The sequence below is a fragment of the Chryseobacterium sp. BGARF1 genome (assembly GCF_001677955.1).
Taxonomy (GTDB): domain Bacteria; phylum Bacteroidota; class Bacteroidia; order Flavobacteriales; family Weeksellaceae; genus Chryseobacterium.
The window spans coordinates 83559-101185 of the sequence record NZ_LELA01000092.1 but is presented as its reverse complement, the minus strand read 5'-3'; the positions used below and the strand labels follow the sequence as shown (position 1 = coordinate 101185).

General features: G+C 32.6%; 14 protein-coding genes. 3 read left to right on the top strand and 11 right to left on the bottom strand.

Going from position 1 to position 17627, the window contains the following annotated elements; all coding sequences use genetic code 11:
• Positions 1–13 precede the first annotated feature (13 nt).
• Positions 14–3916 (bottom strand): gliding motility-associated C-terminal domain-containing protein, encoded by a 3903-nt coding sequence (locus tag AB671_RS17785; protein ID WP_082987348.1) that lies wholly within the window; start codon positions 3914–3916, stop codon positions 14–16.
• Positions 3917–4118: 202 nt separating this feature from the next.
• A complete protein-coding gene (tsf, locus tag AB671_RS17780) occupies positions 4119–4943 on the bottom strand; it encodes a translation elongation factor Ts (RefSeq protein WP_066674778.1) in 825 nt (274 codons plus the stop codon).
• Between the two features lie 138 nt (positions 4944–5081).
• Between tsf and AB671_RS17775 the strand changes: the two genes are divergently transcribed.
• On the top strand, positions 5082–5783 hold the full coding sequence (locus AB671_RS17775; RefSeq protein WP_066674776.1) for a DUF6759 domain-containing protein: 702 nt from the start codon (positions 5082–5084) through the stop codon (positions 5781–5783).
• A 40-nt stretch (positions 5784–5823) separates the two neighbouring features.
• Here AB671_RS17775 and AB671_RS17770 read toward each other — a convergent pair whose 3' ends face one another.
• Together AB671_RS17770 and gltX are read right to left on the bottom strand one after the other, a co-directional pair.
• The gene (locus AB671_RS17770) at positions 5824–6780 is read right to left on the bottom strand and encodes an acetyl-CoA carboxylase carboxyltransferase subunit alpha (protein WP_066674773.1); all 957 of its coding nucleotides are present in this window, start codon (positions 6778–6780) and stop codon (positions 5824–5826) included.
• Positions 6781–6827: 47 nt separating this feature from the next.
• Complete coding sequence (gltX, locus tag AB671_RS17765; protein WP_066674764.1) at positions 6828–8336, bottom strand: glutamate--tRNA ligase; 1509 nt, start codon at positions 8334–8336, stop codon at positions 6828–6830.
• 120 nt (positions 8337–8456) lie between these two features.
• Here gltX and AB671_RS17760 point away from each other — a divergent pair, with 120 nt between their 5' ends.
• The gene (locus AB671_RS17760; RefSeq protein WP_066674759.1) at positions 8457–8801 is read left to right on the top strand and encodes a phosphomannose isomerase type II C-terminal cupin domain; all 345 of its coding nucleotides are present in this window, start codon (positions 8457–8459) and stop codon (positions 8799–8801) included.
• A gap of 98 nt (positions 8802–8899) precedes the next feature.
• Here the strand turns inward: AB671_RS17760 and AB671_RS17755 are convergent, their stop codons facing one another.
• From AB671_RS17755 to AB671_RS17745, 3 genes are read right to left on the bottom strand one after another with little or no spacing between them, the layout of a single operon-like run.
• Positions 8900–9799 (bottom strand): glycosyltransferase family 2 protein, encoded by a 900-nt coding sequence (locus AB671_RS17755; protein WP_157444245.1) that lies wholly within the window; start codon positions 9797–9799, stop codon positions 8900–8902.
• A complete protein-coding gene (locus AB671_RS17750; RefSeq protein ID WP_066674756.1) occupies positions 9796–10611 on the bottom strand; it encodes a DUF6492 family protein in 816 nt (271 codons plus the stop codon). The genes AB671_RS17755 and AB671_RS17750 overlap by 4 nt, the downstream gene beginning before the upstream one ends.
• Before the next feature lie 7 nt (positions 10612–10618).
• Entirely contained in the window at positions 10619–11770 is a 1152-nt protein-coding gene (locus tag AB671_RS17745; RefSeq protein ID WP_066674753.1) for a glycosyltransferase, read from the bottom strand.
• 99 nt (positions 11771–11869) lie between these two features.
• Here AB671_RS17745 and AB671_RS17740 point away from each other — a divergent pair, with 99 nt between their 5' ends.
• Positions 11870–13909 carry a glycosyltransferase gene (locus tag AB671_RS17740; protein WP_066674751.1) on the top strand — a complete coding sequence of 680 codons (2040 nt, stop codon included), beginning with the start codon at positions 11870–11872 and terminating at the stop codon, positions 13907–13909.
• Here AB671_RS17740 and AB671_RS17735 read toward each other — a convergent pair.
• The 4 genes from AB671_RS17735 to AB671_RS17720 are packed head-to-tail and all read right to left on the bottom strand — an operon-like array spanning position 13906 to position 17627.
• Positions 13906–14742 carry a glycosyltransferase gene (locus AB671_RS17735; protein WP_066674749.1) on the bottom strand — a complete coding sequence of 279 codons (837 nt, stop codon included), beginning with the start codon at positions 14740–14742 and terminating at the stop codon, positions 13906–13908. The two genes, AB671_RS17740 and AB671_RS17735, sit on opposite strands and share 4 nt — an antisense overlap.
• A gap of 3 nt (positions 14743–14745) precedes the next feature.
• On the bottom strand, positions 14746–15717 hold the full coding sequence (locus AB671_RS17730) for a hypothetical protein (protein ID WP_066674746.1): 972 nt from the start codon (positions 15715–15717) through the stop codon (positions 14746–14748).
• Positions 15714–16652 (bottom strand): glycosyltransferase family 2 protein, encoded by a 939-nt coding sequence (locus AB671_RS17725; protein ID WP_066674743.1) that lies wholly within the window; start codon positions 16650–16652, stop codon positions 15714–15716. The genes AB671_RS17730 and AB671_RS17725 overlap by 4 nt, the downstream gene beginning before the upstream one ends.
• Entirely contained in the window at positions 16653–17627 is a 975-nt protein-coding gene (locus AB671_RS17720) for a hypothetical protein (protein ID WP_066674741.1), read from the bottom strand.

The window sequence follows — 17627 nt, the reverse complement described above, 5'->3', positions numbered from 1 at the left end:
CAAAATTTAATATTTACTCTCGATTCTTTATTAAAAGCCACCCAGAGTGTGAAACTGGTAATTTTGTATCAGGCTCAATCCACTTAAGAATATACCAATATGTCCCTGTTGATAGATTTCTTCCACTAGATTTTCCATCCCATTTGTAATTGTTGCCAGAAGATTTATAAACGGCTGCTCCATATCGGTCAACTACTTCAATGCTTACCTGCTCTTTTATTTTTAAATCTGAATAATCTAACATATCATTTCTTCCGTCTCCGTTTGGCGTGATGGTATTGATTAAATTTAAAATTAAAAAATCTTTGATAACAGGTTGACAAGCATCTCTTCCAATGACATACACTTTGTATGGGCCTCTCGTTAATCCGGTAAATACATTAGAATTTTGATAATCTGAACCATTTAAAGAATATTGATAAGGTGCAGTACCTCCTGTAACATTGATTGTGGCACTGGTTCCTGTAACGATAATGCTTGTAATAGTCGGAGTTTGTGCCGCAGTTACCGTTACGGTTTGTCTGTAAACACAGCCGTTAAAACCTAAATCTACAAAATAAGTTCCTACACCTACTGTAGTGGTAGAAGTTGTAGCGCCTGTACTCCATAGATAAGATGTAAATCCGTCACCAGCATTTAAAGTTACTTTGTCATTTGAACAAATCACCTGATCTTTCAAAACAGTAGATTTTTTTGGATTTCTTAAACTGATCTTCAATGTTGCAGTATTCGGACATCCGTTATTACTCGTGAATCTAATATAAAATGTAACCGGACTTGTGATGATCGGGTTTACTGCTAATCCATTGATTCCTGATTGTGCATCAGTCAAAGTTGCATGGTAAGTTAATGTCACAGAAGGGTCTGTAGTAAACTGATTTTTATAATCATTAAGATTAGCACTTTGCGAACCGTTTAAATCATTATCACAAATTTCAGCAGTAAAGTTTGTAGCTAATAAAGTAATTTTATTACCGATTTTAAAATTGATTTGTCCGAAAGATGAAGGGCAAACCGTACTTGATCCGTCTACTCTTACATAAACAGTCGTGTTTGCTGTATAGGTCCAGTTGGTTGGAAGTGTGTTGTTATTTCCTGCATTTGCATCAGTTTGATTTAAATAATATCTTACTGTAAAACTTCCTGAGTTTGCTACAATTTGAGGAGTAATAGTAGAGAAATTTACATTTACAATTCCATCCAAATTATCATCACAAAGATTACTATTAAAATTCGCAATATTGATGGTAGGTACAGCATTCACTTTGATTGCTAAATTAGCAGTATTAAAACACTGTGTTGCATTCGTAAATCTTAAATAAAAAGTTCCCGTTGTTCCATTATTGATGGTTTGTGTTGTAGGAATTGCGTTGGCACCAGATTGTGCATCTGCCAAACTATTGTGGAAGGTAACGGTGGTTACAGGATCTGTGGTAAAAATATTTTTATAATTATTTAGATTGACTGTTTCAGATCCATTCATATCGGTATCGCAAATTTCTAATACGTTCGTTGGAGTTAACAAAGGAACTTTGTTTTTAATAACAAAATTAATTTGTCCAAATGCAGGAGGACATCCGTTGGTACTTTCAACTCTTACATAAACTGTTGTATTCGAAGTGTAGCTCCAGTTGGCAGGCAATGTATTGTTATTTCCTGCGGTTGCATCAGTCTGATTTAAATAATATTTTACGGTAAAATTTGCTGAATTGGTAACAATCTGTGGCGTAACTGTTGCAAAGTTTATATTAATAACTCCAGAAAAATTATCATCACAAAATTCTGCATTATAAGTGCTTGTGTTGATGTTTGGAGCTGGATTCATAATCAACGTAATCTGGGCAACTTTAGAACATCCGTATGCCGAAGTTACATTGGCATAAATAATTCCTGCAGGGCCTGTATAATTGGTTGGATCAGTAATTTGACCTGTTAAATTTGCATTGGTAAAATATGTAATATTGGCTCCGATAGCTGATGTGATGTTTGCAGCAGTTAAATTATAGGTTCCATTTCCTGTAGCGCTATTACAAATGCTTATTGTGGCATTGTTTACCTGAAGTACGTCTGTATTAATTATAATTTTAAAATATTCAAAAGCAAAAGGGTTTCCGTTTCCTTGGATATAATAAATAAATTGGTCTGTTGTATTTACATTCGTCGCATTGGGTGTATAAGTAATCTGTCCTGTGGTTGGATTTACTGTTGCAGTACCATTCGTTGGCTGAGAAATAATTGCAGTTAATGATGGAATAATGGTTTGTGTAGAAGTCGTAAATACCGGAGTGATCACTTTGGTGTTACAAGACCCGATTGTAAAAGTTGTGGTGGAAATTGGCGGACAAAGGGTATAATTGTATATTGTTGTCAATTTTGTTTCACAGTTGTTCTTAGTAACTGAGCAAGTATAAGCTCCTGCACCATACAATTCAGGATTAATAGAAAAAGTAGTTGCTCCCGGTATTGCAACTCCATTTAAATACCATTGATAACCATCGTAATTATTATCGACTTGCAAAAGAATTCCTGCATAGCAATCACCGGTTTTACTAATTGCCGGAACGGAAGAAAATCCAGCAAAATATCCACCATATCCTACAGCACCGCTTCCTGCAGCAATTCCTGCAGTCATTGCCTTCGTGGAATTTAATGTTACATTTCCAGTAACATTTTGAATAGAATAACTTACCCAGTTAGGATTTCCTGTCACAGGATAAGGTCCGTTTCCGGCTGTAATAGCTCCTCCGTTTAAAGTTACCGTAGCTCCTGCTTGGGTAATAATATTTAATCTTGTAGCAAATGTTTGACCTCCAATTCTGTTGATAAATCCTATTTCGTCAATTTTATTAGGGAGAAAACAACTTAATGGCGGGATGAAATTCATTCCTCCAGAAGCGTATTCATTTCCGTTGGTAGCACCCGATAGAAGCTGGTAAACATATACATTTTTGTTTGAAGAAATATTCATATTATAATGACCATTTCCTTGATTTTGGTATCGTGCACTAGGGACTAAATAGTATTGTCCTTCATTAAGAGTCGTTGTAGCTCCGGTTCCATTAAAGGTAATCTGTGTATTATTTTCTGTCGCAATAATCAAAGCCGTTTCCATTTGAGAAGTCACCGTACCATTTCCTTTTACAACAACAAAATCTTTTCCTAAACGATCTACAGGAACCGCCTGATCCATCAAAATATCATTATTGGTAAGGTTTTGAGAAGTATAAGCTGCATTAAAGTTCCCATTAGTCACAGAAATTGCTTTTGTAGCAACAATTTTTGCTCCTACCAGCCCTGTTTTATTGATATTTGAGGACGAACTAACGACGTCTAGAATATAAGACTCCCCTTTATTAAGTGTAAATGTTCTTGTTGGTGAAGATATTCCGTCTGAAAATATGATATTAGGGTTGTAACCAGAAATAGTAACGACCGTGTTGTCTTCAGTCGCTATAACTCCAATTGTAGCATTCATGTGATCTTCTGATCCCGAAATAGGAGCTACGCCGGCATAAAATGTTGTCCCTAAACCTGCTGCACCTTTTGAAGTAAGAATCTCAGCATGATTTGACATTGCAAATCGGTAATTGGCAAAGAACTTTTTAGAACCTTTCACATTCAATCCCATGTTATTCGGAGTAAACAACTGGCTTTGGGCAGAAGCAATCAAAAAACTATTGGGAATAATTACTTGTGCCGGATTGTTTTTGCTTACCTGAACCGTTGTATACAAAGCATTATTATTGAAAATTTGCACCGGAAAAGGAGTGGTTTCATTGGTTGACAAGTATAGATAGCCTTCAAGACCGCCAGTTCCTGCTTTTGCAGACATTGGAGCAAACCAATGCTCGGTATCGAGCTGAGCATTGAATAATAAACAATAAAACGTGCAAATAAGTAGTAGATATTTTTTCATGCCTAAATTTAAGGGGCGACAAATCTAAGTATTAATAATCAATTTTTTAGAGTATTTTTTTAACACTTTTTTATTATTCCTGGAAATGTGGAAAAGTTAAAATTGCCTTCATATATTGTTAATATTCTAATGTGGAAATAATAGGCAAAAAAAATCCCGATGAAAAATTCATCGGGATTAATATTTTAAATCTGAAAAGTGATTATAAGCTAACTCTTACAAATCCTGTTACTTTAAGGTCTCCGTTTACAGATTTTACATAGTCAGCTACAGAAATAGAGCTGTCTTTGATGAAATCTTGGTGTACCAAAGTGTTGTCTTTGTAGAATCTCTGCATTTTACCTTTCAAGATATTGTCGATAATGTTTGCAGGTTTTCCTTCTTCAGTTAATTTGTGTCTTTCGATTTCCAATTCTTTGTCAATCGTTTCCTGAGAAACAGAAGTTTCGTCAAGAGCGATTGGGTTCATAGCAGCAGCCTGCATAGAAACCGATTTAGCAGCTTCGTCAGCTCCGTCTACTTTAGCAGAAAGTGCAGTGATTGCAGCGATTTTGTTTCCAGCGTGGATGTAAGCTCCCAAGAAAGGACCTGTAATTCTTTCGAATGCACCAATCTCGATTTTCTCACCGATAACTCCAGTTTGCTCGATCAATTTTTCAGCAACAGTCATTCCGTGGAAATCTGTAGCTAATAATTCTTCTTTAGTAGCAGCGAAAATAGCCATTTCAGCAATTTCGTAAGCTAGCTCGATGAACGCTTCGTTTTTAGCAACAAAGTCAGTTTCGCAGTTTAGAGAAATAACAACACCTAAAGTGTTATCTTCGTTTACTCTAGCGATTACAGCACCTTCAGAAGAATCTCTGTCTGCTCTGTTAGCTGCAACTTTCTGTCCTTTTTTTCTAAGGATATCAACTGCTTTTTCGAAGTCTCCTTCTGCTTCAACTAAAGCTTTCTTGCAGTCCATCATACCTGCACCTGTTTGGTTTCTTAATTTTGCTACGTCTGCAGCAGCTGGTGAATAAGACATAATATTTATTATTTTTTTATTTAAAATTATAATTAACTTTAATAGTTTATTTTTGAGCAGGGCAAAGATAATGATTTTAATGATAAACTAAAAAATGACTTTTAACGTTATAGTATTTATTTAATAATTTTTTATTCCATGAACAAAATATTTCTAATCCTATTTCTATCCATTTTCAGTTTGGGGTTTTCTCAAAAAAAGAAAAAAAGTAAGTCTAAAGTAGTTGCAGAAAAGGAAACTGTAATTATTTATACGCTGGAAGAAGCACAGACAAGTGCAGAAGCAAGAATAATTGCAGGCTTTATTAAACAAAATCCAGGGCACGAAAAAAATGATGAACTCAAAAGAAAATTGATTACCATCATCATGGCAGATAACTCTATTGAAGCTAAGCCTACGATAAAACCAATCAGCAAAGATAAAATTGAGAAAATTGTAAGCAATAGTGAACTCAATAAAGGCAAAGCGATAGTTTCTAATTCTAAAACAGCTACTACGCCTGAAAGATCAGTTTCTTATGCTTCGATGGGAAGTTCTAGTAAAAAATCTGAACCAAGTGCTGAAGCAAAGAAAACAGCTTCTTACCTGACTCATCTTTTTAATAATGATCCAAGCGATAAAGAAGCTTACATCAATATCAGAAATAAATCAAAATGCAGATTGATTGTAAAAATAAGCGGAAAAAAATATTATAATCTTGATGTTCCTGCTAGCGGACAAAACTTTATAATGGTAGAGAAAGGCGATTATGTTTTAACAACCTCAGTTTGCGACGCCAAATACTCTTCTTTAAAGAAAATAAATAAAGATATCGAGATTCAGCTTAATGTAGCTGAGTAAACATAAAAAAGCGGTTAAGAATTTTCTTAACCGCTTTTTTTTATCCTTTAAATTGCCCCATCGCAATAAACTTGTCTTGTCTGTGAGTTTCCAGTTCCTTACCTGTAAATTTAGAGAAAGCTTTTATGTTCTGTAAAATAGAAGCCTTTAAATTTAAATAAGCAACTTCCGGGTCATAATGAGCTCCACCAAGTGGCTCTTCTACAATTCCGTCGATGAATTTTTCTCTCAATGCATCTTTCGGCGTAAGATTCAATGCATTTGCAGCATCTTCTTTATGATCCCAGTTTCTCCAAAGAATTGAAGAACAGCTTTCTGGTGCAATTACGGTGTACCAAGTGTTTTCCAACATATATACTTTGTTACCAACACCAATTCCTAATGCACCACCACTTGCTCCTTCACCAATAATGTAAGTGAAAATAGGAGTTTTAAGCATGGTCATTTCAAAAATGTTTCTTGCGATCGCTTCACCTTGTCCTCTTTCTTCAGCTTCCAAACCAGGGTATGCTCCCGGTGTATCAACTAAAGTTACTACAGGAATTTTGAACTTCTCTGCTAATTTCATTAGTCTTAAAGCTTTTCTGTAGCCTTCCGGATTTGGCATTCCGAATCTTCTGTATTGTCTTTCTTTGGTTGTTCTCCCTTTTTGGGTTCCCAAAATCATGATTCTTTGACCATCCAATGTAGCCAAACCACCAATCAATGCAGGATCATCTGCAAAGTTTCTGTCACCGTGAAGCTCAAGGAAGCTTCCTTTATCTACCATACCTTTGATGTAATCTAAAGTATATGGGCGATCCGGATGACGCGATAACTGTACTCTTTGCCAAGGCGTAAGATTTCCATAGATTTCTTTTTTGGTATCTCTGATCTTATCTTCGATTTGACTGCATGCTAATTTTACATCAACACCACTTTCTTCTCCTACTAAAGAACATGTTTGATATTGATCCATCAGCTCTTTTATAGGAAGTTCGAAACTTAAATATTCCATTCTTGAAGTAAATTAAATCTTTCAAATGTATGAAAAATTATGAAAACCTATTTAAAATTATTTACAGCATTGCTTATTCTGGCGATACTTTCTTCTTTTCCAATGAGTTCCAAAATATCTGGAACGTCTGGCCCTTTCAATTCTCCTACCAAAGCTAAACGAAGAGGCATCATTACTTTCCCCATTCCCAAACCTTTGTTTTCTGCAAAGTCGTGCAAGCTTTGTTTGATGTTTTCTGAAACGAAATCATTTATTGAATTTAAATTTTCAGCAAATTCAGTCAAAAGATTTGAAGTTTCGTCATTCCAAGCTTTTTTTGAAGCTTTTTCATCATAAGAAGTTGGCGCTTCAAAAAAGAATTTTCCGTTTTCGTAAATGTCTTTCGGAAAAGTTGCTCTTTCTTTCATCAGATGAATAATTTTCAACAATTTTTCATCGTCAATATTTAAACTTAAATCTGAATTTTTAAGGATTGTTAATAATTCTTCATCAGAAGTTTTTTGAATATACTGATGATTAAACCACTCAGATTTTTCTTTACTGAATCTTGCTCCGGCTTTATGAACTTTATGCAAATCAAATTCTTTCACCATTTCATCCAAAGTCAAAATTTCTTTATCATCTGCAGGAGACCAACCTAAAAGTGCTACCATATTGATGAATGCTTCAGGCAAATATCCACTTTCTCTATATCCTTTAGACACGTGTCCTGTTGCAGGGTCTGTGAAGTTTAAAGGAAATACCGGGAAACCAAATTTATCACCATCTCTTTTGCTTAATTTTCCTTTTCCTTCTGGTTTTAAAATTAAAGAAAGGTGAGCAAACTGGGGAGCTTCCCAACCCATTGCTTCATATAATAAAGTGTGTAAACCTAAAGAAGGCAACCATTCTTCACCACGGATAACGTGAGAAATTTCCATCTCATGGTCATCAATAATGTTGGCGAAGTGGTAAGTTGGCATTCCGTCGTTTTTTACCAAAACTTTATCATCTAAAATATCTGTGTTTACTGAAGTATTTCCACGGATAATGTCGACCAAACCTAAAGTTCTGTCAACAGGCATTTTAAATCTTACAACGTAAGGTGTTTTTGCATCCAACAACTTTTGAACTTCCTCTTCAGAAAGGGCAAGGCTGTTTCTTAAACGGTTTCTTGTTTTATTGTCATAAGAGAAAACATCACCTTTAGCTTCATATTCAGCACGAATAGCGTCTAGTTCTTCCGCAGTGTCAAAAGCGATGTAGGCGTAATCGGTTTTAAGGATTTGCTCTGTGTATCTATCGTAAATATCTCTTCTTTCAGATTGTCTGTATGGAGCAAATTTCCCACCTTTTTTAGGGCTTTCATCGGGGATGATCCCGCACCATTCTAAGGCTTCCTCAATGTATTCTTCGGCTCCTTCTACATATCTTGCAGTATCGGTGTCTTCTATTCTTAACACAAATTCTCCGCCCTGATTTTTAGCAAAAAGATAATCATACAATGCGGTTCTTACGCCTCCCAAATGCAAAGGTCCTGTAGGACTTGGTGCAAAACGGACTCTTACTTTCTCCATTTTAAATAAAATTTCTGCAAATTTACTTAAAATTAAATATTTTAATGATGTTTAATGTTTTCTATATTGGGTTTTTTAATCTTAATATATACATTTGTATAAATTTAGAATTCAAAGAATATGTTAGAAATTGGTGAAAGACCTTGGGGGAAATATTATGTTTTGGCAGACGAACCTAATTATAAACTGAAAAGAATTGAGGTAAATCCAGGGCAAAAGTTATCATATCAATATCACCACAAAAGACAAGAGCAATGGACGATTATTGAAGGTGATGCTACTATTATTTTGGATGATAAAGAAATAAAACTGTCTTATGGCGAAAGTATTTTCATCCCTTTAGGAGCTAAGCATAGAATCATGAACCTTTCAGAAAAACCAGTTGTCTTCATCGAAGTACAGACAGGAACTTACTTTGGGGAAGATGATATTGTGAGGTTGGATGATGAGTATGATAGAAGCTAATTGAATTATTAATTCTTACTAATAAATAAAGCCAAAAATAAAACAAATATTATTTTATTTTTGGCTTTATTATTTCAAACTTCCTATTGAGGTAAAGTTTAAAAAAGTTTCTTTACTTTAAATTTTATTTTTTCTAATAATTTTTTTTCGGTCTTGTGCTTTTCAGTTTCAAAAAAGTAATTAACCCGCCATGGTTTTTCAGATTTTGTAACCAATTCGAATAAGATTCTATTTTTTTCGGCTAATTGTAATCGTTGTTGATAGGTTTCATCATCTAAAAGATTTTTATCTGTGGTATAAGATATTTTAGAATAATGATTTTGATGAAGTACAATTGGGGCTTCCACAATTTGTATTTCAAGACCTTTTAAATTTACTCTATATAAAAATTCGTTATCATCAAAAGCAATTCCTTTTGCAAACCTTTCGTCAAATCCTCCCAAATCGTATAAGTTTTCTTTTGTAATAGCCGCACAAAAATGATATCCCTTAGGATTTATAACGGGGTGATTGTACCAACAGTCTAATCCGTCTCCGATGTAGCCTACATTATTTTTTTGCATAAGCTCATTCAGCTTTTCAGAATCATTCAGAAAAGTTTCAATATTATTTGTGCTCTCTATACCGAGAGAAAAACATGCAAAACTTATATAGTTTTCATTAGTGATATTTTCTAAGGTATACTTTAAAATGTCTCCATGATGAGTACATTCAGGATTCTGTAATATGATAATATCTCCTTTTGCTTCTTTAAATCCTATGTTAAAAGGAATACAAGAATTAGAGTACCATTTGTCTTTTTTTTCTAATCTGATGATTTTTAAAAATGGATACTTATTGGTAAGTTCTTCTAATCTTTCGTCTTCATCACTACCGTCATCTACAGCAATTACTTCAATATCTAATCTATGATTTTCAATTTGTTTTGAAATACTTAAAAGGGTAGTGTCAAAAAGTTTTTTTCTGTTGTAATATGCTGTTACTATTGATATTTTCATTTGAATAATAAGAATTTTTTCTTTTTTATCTCCCAATTACTTTGGAAAATAATGCCTAAATATACTTTTTTAAATTTCTCAATATCATGGAATTTTTTTTCAAGCTGATATTGTTTTTCGTAATGATATACTTTAAAAAAACCTTCTATAGGATACAAATCTATAAGTTTAGTCTTAAGAAGATATTCTCCGTATATCACACATTCCGATGGTGGCGTTACTTTATCTATTTCCTGGAAAAAATCTAAAAAAGTTTTATTTTCATTTTTTAAATAAACTTCTACAAAATGTTCCCAAACCTTACAGCTCCAAAGATACGGAGACGGGCCGTAATCCCATTCTTTTCCTTTGTTCCCAAACAATGGGCGAGTTGCTCGTAATGCTTCTTTAAAGAAAATGTTTTCAGAATCTAATCCAATGTTTTCCATTGTTTCCAAAAAGGGTTTAGATTCATGCATGATCGTGTAAGGCGTATTTTCATCATATAGAAAGTCTGAATAATAAAAATCCGTAATAAATTCTGAATCAGAATCGATACACAAATAATTTTTGCAAAGGTTCAACTTATAAACGTGAGCTTTTATGATTTGTTGATATCTCCATCCATCAGAACTGTCAGCCGTAATGATATCTGAATCTTTAATAATATTATAATTTTTAATATTTTCTTTAAAAAAATCAAAATCATTGTCATTGACAGATATAACGATAGGGATATTGTCTTTATTATGCTTTTCTATTGATGAAAGAAGCTTTTTTACCCTTTCAAAATCGGGTTTATATGTTTTAATGAATAAAATAAGTGAATGCATAATGTCATTAAAAATTTAAAGTTTTTTTCCAAAGTTTAATTGATTTCTCTTCAGAAAAATTATTTTTGAAAAACTCAGTGGCCTCCTGTTTTTGTTTTTCGTAGTCTGATGAATTGTTTAAGAGATTGTTGATAATATCTGCAAATATTTTTTCATCATCACTTACTTTACAGCCGTTATTTTTTTTGTCTAAAAACCCATCAACCGCTTTTTCAGTTCCTACTACAGGCAGTCCGAAAGATAAGGCTTCAACGACTTTAATTTTTATACCGGTTCCTTTCAGCATTGGGCAAATTGCAATTTTGCTTGCATGATAATAGGTTTCTAAGTCGTCTGCAAAAAATACTTTTTCAATATTTTCACGATCTGGAACGTGTTTACAGATTCTTCCAATAATACAAATTTTTATTTCTTTAGTGAGAAGGGGCAAGACTTTTTCGACAAACCAGTTAATCGATAATATATTAAAAGGGTTGTCACTTCCTACAAATATAAGATCATATTTTTTTTCGGTGTTTGTGTCTTCGAAATTTTCTTGAAAACTTGGCGGAATATTAATCACTTTATCTCCTAAAAAACTGTTGAAAATAAAGTATTCGTCCTGAGAAATAGTAACCACTTTATCATAAAACGAAAGATTGTTGATTTCTTCACCGAATCTTTTACCCAAATCAAGGTTTTGATTGTTATAAAACTCATTCAGCGTAATCCAGTCGTGAGTATCAACGATGGTTTTGGATCCTTTTAGATCCTGATCACGGATGAGGTCTGTCCAGAACTCGTAATTGATAAAGATATAATCGTATTTTTTCTTATCAAGAATAGCTCCAAAATTATTTTTTAAATAGGTGGTAAGATATTGATTTGGATTTTTTTTCTCAATTTTTTTCAGAAATTTGTATTTCCAATATTCAAGGGTTAGTTTTTTCTTTGGTGGTTTGGTTTTCAGAACAAAAACAGCGTCAATAATTGTAGAATCAGTATCTTCAGGAGAATCTCCAAAACTATTGTAATAATCTTCTACCCCTACAAGGTCAATATTCAAGCCTAAAGACTTCAATTGTTTGAGATTGGTGTAAGTACGTAAAACATTTCCGGCTCTTTTGGAAAAAGGACTTTCGGGAAAGAAAAATAATAAGTTCTTATTAGAAAAATTCATTAATGATCTTGGTTTAGGATGAGGATTCTTGAAAGTTGAGGAAATAAATGCTTAAATTCGTTTTCGCAAAAAAAACTTAGACAAAATAATAAATTTAAAATGGGAATTAAAAGGTTTTTTAAAAATAAAATCAAGGATTATCACTTTATCAAAAATAGGAGAAAGGTGACTGCCAATCTTCAAAATCTTGATTTTTTTAAAAGTTATCCCTTTAATTTTTCTACAGAAGTCAATCCTGAAGTTTCAATTATTATTTATGACGTTGATGATTTGAAAACGATTCTCAATTGCCTTTATCATATTCAAAAATATGACCAAAATATTTCCAGAGAAATTATTGTTATTAATGATAAAAATATTGATGAAATACGCAGTTATTTAGGAAATATAAAAGGAATAATCTTGATTAATTCTGAAGAAAACCTTGGTTTGGTTAAAGGTATAAATCATGCCATTGAAAAGGCAAAAGGAAGATTTATTTATCTTTTAGATTCTCATGCTTTGGTTCAGGGGAATTATTTGTCAAGTTTGATGGAGGTTTTTAATTCCAAAGAAAATGTAGGAGCAGTGGGCTCTAAATTGATTTCTACTGAGAATACTATAATCGAAGCTGGAAATTTAGTTTTTGAAAATTCTGAAATCGTTGAATTAGGTAAATCTGAAGCAATTGATACTCCTCAATTTAATTTTGTAAGAAAAGTAGATTTTTGCACCGGAAGTCTATTGTTCCCTAAAATCAATAAAACCGGAGATTTAAATTTACTGAATGAAACATTTTCTTCATCGCATTTTGCAGAAGCTGATTTGTGTTTGAAATTGAAAAAAGAAGAAAATTTAAATACTTATTATCAGCCAAATTCAGAAGTTGTTTGTTTTGATAATTCTTTTACAGCAAAAACGAACAATGATAAGGAAGGTTTTGCTAATCATTGGAATTCTTATTTCACAGATAGAAAATATTTAAAAAGCGAGAAAACCTACTATAAAACTTACAAAACTCCAAATTTTCTCTTTTTAGAGGAAAATATGCCAAAGCCAGATCAGGATTCCGGCTCAAGAAGGTTTATGGAAATTTTAAAGATCCTTCAGAGAAACGGTCATCACATTGTTTTGGCGGTTAAACATTTTGATGAAACTAAAGATTCTGATTATATTCCTTATTTTCAAAATGCTGGGATTGAAATTTGCAGGGATTATGTAAATGCCCAAAATAAAATTGTAAAAGTCGCCGATCAGGTTGTAAACGCTTTATCGTATGTTGATGTAGTCTGGATTTTCAGACCTTTAGGCTTTGATTATTGGTATAATTTGATTCAAGATAAAGCAAGCGGGAAAAAGATTATTTATGATATGGTTGACCTTCATTATCTGAGAATGGAGCGCGAAAATAATTATATCGATGTTGTCACAAAAGAAAGAGAACAGGAAATAAGTTTCTTCAAAGAAAAAGAATATGCTGGAATGAATATTTCAGATGCGGTGATTTCTATAAGTGATGAAGAAAAAAATACAGTTTCTGAAAACGGGGTCAAAAAAGATAAAATTTTCACGGTAAGTAATATTCACAAACCGGTAGAAAATGTTCCGTTAAGTTTTTCTGAAAGAGAAGGGTTGCTTTTTATTGGGGGTTACAATCATTTGCCGAATATTGATGCTGTGAAATTTTTGCATAACCAGATTATGCCTTTAGTTTGGGCAAAAAATAATCAGATTAAAATCTTTATTTTGGGACCAGATTTCCCTGCCGATCTGAAAGAAAAATACCATTCTGAGCGTTTTCAGATTTTAGGTTATCAGGAAACCGTAGATTTTTGGTTTGAAAATTCCAGAGTTTTTGTAGCACCACTTCGTTACGGAGCCGGAGTAAAAGGAAAAATCGGACAGGCTTTAGAATTTAAATTACCTGTAATTACCACCGGAATTGGCGCCGAAGGAATGAGCCTTGAGGATCAAAAAACAGCATTGATCTCTGATGAAAATCCTCAAAATTTTGCAGATAAAATCCTTGAATTGTATGATAATGAAAGTATTTGGCAGACTTTACACGATAACAGCCTTTTGCCGCTTTCAAAATTCTCTATAGAAACTCAGGAGCAGAATATTAAAAAGATGCTTCAGTATTTAGAATTCGAAAATTAATTTTTATAAATTTTCTGATATTTTTTAGGCTTAAAAAATTTATAAATCAATTTTCTGTACCATTCATTATAATACTTGGCTTTATACTTTTTATTCTCGCGGATTAAACTCATAATGTTATGAAAATCTAACCCATTTTGTTTATAAAAGGTATAATGTTTTTTATAGATCTCAAAGAAATTATCAGACAGTCTGGAGCTGTTGTCTATGCTTGTATTGGTAAGCGAATCTGCCGTATTTCTTATTCTGTAGAAGAATAAAAATTCATCAATTTTATGAACTTTCACGCCCATTTCAATTAAATAAATCCAGAAATCCCAATCTTCGTAGTAGTTTAATTGAGTATCAAAACCTCCGATTTTATCAAAATCTTCTTTGTAAATAAGAGCGGTAATAGGAATACAGTTTTCAATTAAGAAATCAAAAGTGTTGAAAGGCTGAAGAACCCATTCTTTATCTGTTTTTTCGAAGAATTTTCCTTTCGTGTAGCAGATTCTAACCTCTTTGTTTTTTGAAAGAATCTGATGTGTTTTTTCTAAAAATGTTTTGTCGATAAGATCATCACAATCCAGAAAGAGAATATATTTTCCTGTGGCAGATTTCACACCGTTATTTCTGGCAGAAGATTGTCCTTGGTTTTCCTGATGAATGATTTTTAGATTTTTAAAAGCTTCATTTTGTTCAATTAGATCTAAAGCTGCTCTTTCAGAACCATCATTCACAATAATAACTTCAAAATCCTGGTAGGTTTGATCATAAACACTTTTTAAGGTTTCATGAATGTAGTCTTCACCTTTGTAGTAAGGAATAATGATAGAGATTGTTTCGTTCATGTCTTAAGAAATAAGTGTTTTGAACCAGTTTTCAAAACTGTATTTATTTTTGATTTCTGCAGGAATTTCCTGATAAGGATTTTCAATAAAACTATTCAGATTCTCTTCAGAATCTTCGCCAATGATAAAGATGTTTTCTGGGTTGTAAAAATCGTAATTTTTTACATCCGGATTATCAGTAATTAATTTCTTTTCGTATTTTAATGCTTCAAAAAAGCGGAAAGATAACCCGTTGTGTTCTTTCAGTTTTAAATCTAAAAGTGCTTTAGAGCTTTTAACCCAGCCCATATTTTCATCGTATGTCAGAAATTGATTGGTGAAATTGATTTCTCCTTCAGCTTCTCTTTTGTCCCAACTGAAAAGCAGTATTTTTTGACTGATTTTTTTCAGACTTAAAATTGCTGAAATGTTTTTTAATTTTTTAAATCGCTCTTCCACATATGTTCCGATATAGAAAACATCGTTTTTTATGGTTGGTTGGGCTTTCTCTTCTTCAAAATTAAAAAAGAAATTGGTGAGGAAGAAAATGTTTTTCTTTTCATCAACATCATTTTTGTCAAATACGAAAAACCTGTCAAAGAACTTAAGTTTAGGATAAACATTCGGTGTTCTGTTAAGTCCGTCCCAATGATTTCCGACTAGTTTTTTAGTTTTGGTTCGGATAATGCTTAAGAATTCTTCGGAAAAGAAATCTGTTGTCATTACCAAAATCGTTTCGTATTCAGGTAATCTTTTAGCCTTCTCTATCAATGTGTTTTCTATAAAGGCTTTCCTCAGAATCTCTTTGTACTTTTTATCTCCTAAAACTGTTTTTCGGTAAACATTATTAAGTTGCTCACGCCAGTTTTTGTATCTGAATTTTTCATCAGAATACAGTAAAAAATCTACATTGTCATAATTCAAAGACTCCAGATTTTTTTTGATGAGGTCTGAAATTCCTGCATAGTTATGCATGATGATGAGGATTCTGTTCATCTGTAAAAATATTTAAAGAATAGGAAAAGAGCAAAATGCTCAGATTTTAATTTTTGGTATAAAGCTAATTTTTCATTCTGAACTTCTTTCAAAAATCTTTTCGCATTTTCATTAGAATCTTTTTCAAGATAAGCTGTGAATTTTCTTTCTTTATCATTAAGCGTTCTCAGTTTTATTTTAAAATCTCTGAACGTTTTAGGGGCTTTATCATAATCGAAACGGCTAATCAGTTTTTCTTTAGAAACTTCATCTTTAGAATAACAGATTCCTCCGACTTGTTGTTCGCTGTGAATACGATAGGAAAAGAGTTTTTCATTTAAAAAGGCAAACTTTTTTTGTTCGGAAGAAACCAATGCGATCCACTCATCGTGATGTAAACCTTCGACAGTTGGAAAGGGGAGAATCTTATTAACAAATGATTTTCTGATGCCCATTGAAGCTCCTGTTGCAAAATTTCCAATGGTTGCAAAAATTTTAAAATAGTTGATTTCTTTTTTGTTTTCGCTTAAAAATCTTGGAACATCCCAAACTGTATATAGATTTTGCTGTAGACTGTTCTCATCGATAATAAATCCGTTTGAGCATACAACATCAACATTTTGGTTGTCTTCGAAAAAATCACTGAAAATTTTCACTTTATCATTTTCCCAAACATCATCCTGGTCACTTAAAAATATAATTTCGCCATTACAAAGTGAGATTGCTTTTTCAAAGTTTTTTACACTGCGTAAATTTTTTTCATTGATATGGATTTTAAAAATATCGGGGAATTTATTTTCGTATTCCGATAAAATATTTAGGGTTTGATCTGTTGATCCGTCGTCGCACACTACAATTTCATCTACTTTCAAAGATTGCTCTAAAATAGAATCTATTTGTTCTCGGATGTATTTTTCGCCGTTATAAGTACAAAGTGCGACAGAAATTTTTGTCATTTAGCTTAAATTAAAAACAGTATTCACCCAATTACATAAGGTGTATTTGTAATAGATTTCGTCCGAAAGTTTTTGATAATCAGTTTCAAAAAAAGACTTTTCAATATTACTGAAATCATCATTAAGAATCAAAATGTTTTCCGGGTTATAAAAATCGTAATTTTTAATGGTACGATTGTCAGTAATAAACTTTTTTTCTAAAGCCATTGCCTCAAAAATACGGAAACTTAGCCCCATTTGATTATCTCGCTGAAGATCAAGAATCACTTTTGTGTTTTTGTATAGTTTTGGTAATGATTGTTGAGGAATATTTTTGGTTCTGAACTTAATGATATTGATGTTTTTGGAGTCAACAATTTGTGTAATCTTATTTTTCCAGCTTTTCTTTCCGGCAACAATTGTTTTAAAATTGATGTTTAAATCATCAATTTGATTAATTAAAATATTAAGTTTCTGTAATCTCTGCGTATCGTACGAAGTGATATAAAAAAGATCAAGATGAGGGTGCTGCTGCTCATAAGGGCAGTGTTTCAGATAATTATAATTGGTTATTTTTTTGAATCCATGTTCTTTCACATCTTCGTCATCAAAAGAAAAAACGGTGTCAAAAAAATGTAAAATATGATGGGCAGGGTTTCTTGACATGCTGTCGTATAAATAGGCAATATTTCGGTCTGTATATTTTCTGATTACTTTATGTACATGTTCTTCAATACCTTCGGGATTAATAACTAAAATTTGGTCCTGCTTTCCTATTTTTTTTAGAGAATTGATGATGAATTCTTGTCTTTTCTCGTGCTTCAGATTTTTTCCAATAAAAACTTTACTCATTGCATTCTTAACCCTTGCCCCTAAATTTTTGTGCGTAAAAGCCCCAATGTTGATGTGGTATGCATCTACACCTTTCTCTTTCAGTTTATTTACGATATGTTCATCATAATGCCAGAAATCAAAACTGATTAAACAAATTTTCAT